This is a genomic window from Streptomyces sp. NPDC040410, from assembly GCF_055595715.1.
Genome location: NZ_JBVIVK010000055.1, coordinates 1 through 5504 on the forward strand (window position 1 = coordinate 1; position 5504 = coordinate 5504).

The following is a 5504-nucleotide window of genomic DNA, read 5'->3' on the forward strand; positions in this document are numbered from 1 at the left end:
GTCGCCGCGCGGCTGCCCGAACACATGGCCCCGGCCGCCGTCGTCACCCTCCCGGAACTCCCGTTGACCGCCAACGGCAAACTCGACCGCAAGGCCCTGCCGGCGCCGGAGTACGCGAGTGGTGGCGGCCGAGGGCCTGCCACGCCGGAGGAAGAAGCGCTGTGCGCCGCCTTCGCCGATGTCCTCGGCCTGGAGTCCGTCGGTGTCGACGACAGCTTCTTCGACCTGGGCGGGCATTCGCTGCTGGCGGTCCGTCTGGTGTCCCGGATCCGTGTCGTGCTCGGCGTCGAGATCGAGGTACGGACGCTGTTCGAGGCGCCGACGGTGGCCACCCTCGCGGCCAAGCTGGCCGAGGAGGGCGGAGGACGCGCGCGGACGCCCCTGCGGGCTGCGGACGAACGCCCGGAGCGGGTGCCGCTGTCGTACGCGCAGCGACGGCTCTGGTTCCTCGGTCAGTTGGAGGGGCCGAGCCCGACATACAACATCCCCACACCGATGCGGCTCAACGGTGTGGACGCGGCCGTACTGGAGTCGGCGTTCCGGGATGTGATGGCCCGGCACGAGGCGCTGCGGACGGTCTTCCCGGTGGTGGACGGCGAGCCGTATCAGCACATCCTCGACCCGCGTGACCTGGACTGGCAGCTCGAGGTGTCCGAGGTCGCCCGCGAGGAGCTGCCGGACGCCATGGGCCGGGCGATGCGGTACGCGTTCGACCTGTCGGTGGAACCGCCGATCAAGGCGTGGCTGTTCACGACCGGCCAGGACGAGCAGATGCTGCTGGTGGTCGTGCATCACATCGCCAGTGACGGCTGGTCGCGTGGCCCGCTGGTGCGGGATGTGACCGCGGCCTACCAGGCACGGCTGGCGGGGCGGGCCCCCGAGTGGGCGCCGCTGCCGGTGCAGTACGCCGACTACACCCTCTGGCAGCGGGAGCTGCTGGGTGACCCGGAAGACGCGGACAGTCTGCTGTCCCGGCAGGTGGAGTACTGGCGGCACACACTGGCCGGAGCGCCGGAGGAGCTGCCGCTGCCCGTGAGCCGCACACGCCCGGCGGTGGCCAGCCATCGCGGGCACGCCGTCGGATTCCGGGTGCCGGCCGATGTCCACCGGAAGCTCACGGAACTGACCCGCGCCGAAGGTGTCACCGCGTTCATGGCGTTGCAGGCCGCGCTGGCGGTGACGCTGTCCCGGGTCGGAGCCGGTACCGACATCCCCATCGGGTCGCCGATCGCGGGACGCGGGGACGAGGCACTGGACGATCTGGTCGGCTTCTTCCTCAACACGCTGGTGATCCGCACCGACCTGACCGGTGATCCGGAGTTCCGGCAGGTACTGGGGCGGGTACGGGAGGCGAGCCTCGGGGCGTTCGCCCACCAGGACGTACCGTTCGAACGGCTGGTGGAGGAACTCGCACCCGAGCGGGCGATGGCCCGCCACCCCCTGTTCCAGGTCACCTTGACCGTGCAGAACATGGAGCAGGCCGGTGCGCAGTCGCCGGGCGGACCCGGCGGCGGTGGGACCTCCGCCGACGCCTCGGTGCCGCTGCCCGCCAAGTTCGACCTCGATGTGGTGATGGTCGAGCAGTTCGACACCGAGGGCCGGGCAGCGGGCTGGACCGGGGTGATGACCGTCGCCGCGGACCTGTTCGACGAGCCCGCGGCAGCCCGGTTCGCGGGCTGGTTCACCCGGGTGCTGAAAGCGGTGACGCAGACGCCGGACGTGCGGCTGGGCGCGGTCGACATCCTCGCGACCGAGGAGCGCGAACTGCTGGTCGGCGGCTGGAACCACACCGTCGCCGAGGTGCCCGGCGCGTCGGTGGTGGAGCTGTTCCGGCGGCAGGCGCGGACCCGTCCGGACGCCGTCGCGGTCGCGGCGGACGGCGTCGAAGTCTCGTACCGGGAACTGGACGCCGATTCGGACCGTCTCGCCGGCTATCTGCTCGGTATCGGAGTGGGGCCCGAGTCGGTGATCGGTCTGTGCCTGCCGCGCGGCGCCGGACTGGTGACGGCGATCCTCGCCGTGCTGAAGACGGGAGCGGCGTTCCTGCCGGTAGACCGCAGGCTTCCGGTGGACCGGGTCGCGTTCATGCTGGCCGACAGCGGTACACAGCTCGTCCTCGGCACGCGGGAAACCCTGGACGACCTCCCGGTCGGCCGGGTGCCGCTGGTCGCAGTCGACGACCCGACGACCTCCGCACCGCTGGGCGACGGTCCCCTGACCGTGCCCGAGACGGTGATCGACCCGGCCGCGCTGGCGTATGTGATCTACACCTCGGGTTCCACGGGCACCCCCAAGGGGGTGGCGGTGGCCCATGCCGGAATCGTCAACCTGGTGGCCGCGCAGAGCGAGCGGTTCGCCGTCGAACCGGGCTCGCGGGTACTCCAGTTCGCGTCGGTCGGCTTCGACGCGGCGGTGTCGGAAGTGTTCGTGACGCTGTGCTCGGGCGCGTCCCTGGTCCTGGCGCCGGCCGATGAACACACGCCGGGCAGCGCTCTCGTCGGCCGGGACACGTACCGAGGCATCACCCACGCGACACTGCCCCCGGCCGTCCTTCGGACGCTCGACGACGCCGACCTCGCCTCGGTGGTCACCCTCGTCTCCGCGGGTGAGGCGCTGGACGCCGCGCTCGTCGAACGGTGGGCGCCGGGGCGGCGGCTGATCAATGCCTACGGCCCCACGGAGACCACGGTCTGCGCGACGATGTCGGCGCCCCTCGCGCCCGGCGACCAGCCCACGATCGGTACGCCGATCACCAACGCGCGGGTGTTCGTACTGGACGACACGCTCAGCCCGGTACCCGCCGGGGTGCCCGGCGAGCTGTACGTCACGGGCGCCGGTGTGGCACGCGGATATGTGGGACGGACCACCCTGACCGCGGAACGGTTCGTGGCGTGCCCGTTCGGTACCGGCGGGGAGCGGATGTACCGCACCGGAGACCTGGCCACCTGGACCCCGGACGGGCAACTCGTCTTCCTCGGCCGGACGGACGAACAGGTCAAGGTCCGCGGGTTCCGTATCGAACCCGGCGAGATCGAGACCCTGCTCCTCACCCACCCCGACGTCCGCCGGACCGCGGTCGTCGCCCGCGAGGACATCCCCGGCGACCGGCGCCTCGTCGCCTACGTCGTCCCCGCCGACCCCGACGGCGACGACGACCCGGAAGCTCTGCGCGCGTTCGTGGCACGTCGGCTGCCCGACTACATGGTGCCCGCCGCCGTGATCCGGCTGGCGCAGCTGCCGATGACGGTCAACGGCAAGCTGGACCGCAAGGCGCTCCCGGCGCCCGAGTACGCGGCCGGCGCGGGCCGGGGCCCGGCAACCGCCCAGGAGGAGATCCTGTGCGCCGCGTTCGCCGAGGTGCTGGGGCTGGAGTCGGTCGGGGTGGACGACAGCTTCTTCCAGCTCGGCGGGCACTCCCTGCTGGCGGTCCGGCTGATCTCCCGGATCCGGGTGGTGCTGGGCGTGGAGGCCGAGGTCCGCTCACTCTTCGAGTTCCCGACGGTGGCCGCCCTGGCCGCTCACCTGGCCGAGGGCGCGGGTCAGGCCCGTACGCCGCTGCGGGCCCGGGAGCGGCCGGAGCGGGTGCCGCTGTCGTTCGCGCAGCGACGCCTGTGGTTCCTGGGCCAGCTCGAAGGACCCAGCCCGACCTACAACATTCCGATGCCGGTCAGGCTGAGCGGGGTCAACGCCGCGGTGCTGGAGGAGGCGTTCCGCGATGTGATCGCCCGGCACGAGTCGCTGCGCACCGTCTTCCCGGCGGTCGACGGCCAGCCGTATCAGCACATACTCGACCCGCGGGACCTGGACTGGGAACTCCACATCGAACAGGTCGAACGCGGCCGACTGGCCGAAGTCACGGGGCGGGCGATGCGCCACGCGTTCGATCTGTCGGCGGAGGTGCCGGTCCGGGCATCGCTGTTCGAGACCGGCCCCGACGAGCAGGTACTGGTCGTGGTGATGCACCACATCGCCGGTGACGGCTGGTCGATGGGCCCCCTGGGCCGGGACCTCTCCACGGCGTACGCGGCACGGCTGCGCGGCGAGGCACCGCACTGGCGGCCACTGCCGGTGCAGTACGCGGACTATGCCCTCTGGCAGCGGGAACTGCTCGGAGACGAGTCCGACCAGGAGAGTCTGCTGTCCCGGCAGACGGCGTACTGGCGGCAGACGCTCGCCGGTGCTCCGGAGGAACTGGCGCTGCCGACGGACCGGCCGCGCCCCGCGATGGCTAGCCACCAGGGCCACCGGGTGGCACTGCCGGTACCGGCCGAGGTGCACCAGCGGATGACGGAGCTGGCCCGGACCGAGGGCGTGACCGTCTTCATGATCCTCCAGGCCGCGCTGGCGGTCACCCTCTCCCGGATCGGCTCCGGCACCGACATCCCCATCGGCTCGGCGATCGCGGGCCGCACGGACGAGGCCCTCGACGACCTGGTCGGCTTCTTCGTCAACACCCTCGTCATCCGGACCGATCTGTCCGGCGACCCGGAGTTCCGTCAGGTGCTGGGCCGGGTGCGGGAGGCGAGTCTCGGGGCGCTGGCCCATCAGGACGTGCCCTTCGAACGCCTCGTGGAGGAACTGGCACCGTCCCGGTCCCTGGCACGGCACCCGGTGTTCCAGGTCTTCCTCAGCCTCCAGAACACGGGCGAGGCATCGCTCGAACTGCCCGAGGTACGCACGGGCGGGGGCACCGGCGGCGCCGGTACGGGCCCGCTCGACGGGGCGGCACCGGAGCCGGCGAAGTACGACCTGAACTTCGCCGTCGCCGAGATGTTCGACGCCGAGGGCAGGCCGGCCGGTCTGCGAGGGGCGGTGACAGCGGCGGCCGACCTGTTCGACGCGTCGACGGCCGCGCGCATGGCTGACTGGTTCACACGGGTGCTGGACACGGTGACCGCCGCGCCGGACGCGCGGGTGAGCGCGGTGGAGGTTCTGGACACCCAGGAACGGGACCTTGTGCTCGACCAGTGGAATGACACGGCGACGACTGCGGCGGACGCCAGTGTCCTGGAGCGGTTCCTGCGGCGTGTGGCGGATTCCCCGGATGAGGTGGCGTTGGTCGCTGAGGGGGCGGGGCTGACCTACGGGCAGCTCGCCGCGGAGGCCGACCGGGTGGCGGTGGGTCTGCTGGAGTTGGGTGTGGGCCGGGAGTCGGTGGTCGGCCTGTGCCTGTCTCGGGGTGCGCGGATGATCGCGGCGATTCTGGGTGTGTGGCGGGCGGGTGCGGCGTATCTGCCGATGGATTCCGGGGTGCCGGCCGAGCGGCTGGGGTTCATGCTCGCGGACAGTGGCGCGGGGGTTGTTCTGCTGGACCGTGAGGTGGATCTGCCGGAGGGTGCCCTCGGTGTCCCGGTGCTGTGGATGGACGAGCTGCCGGAGGCGGCGGCTGTGGCCCTGCCCGCAGCTGATCCGTTGGGGTTGGCGTATGTGATCTATACGTCGGGTTCGACGGGGACGCCGAAGGGCGTGGGGGTCACGCAGGGGTCGCTGGCGAACTATGTGGC

General features: G+C 71.8%; 1 protein-coding gene. It reads left to right on the forward strand.

Annotated elements, in window-relative coordinates:
• On the forward strand, nucleotides 1–5504 hold a 5504-nt coding region (locus ACZ562_RS38170), incomplete at both ends, for an amino acid adenylation domain-containing protein (protein WP_471189283.1).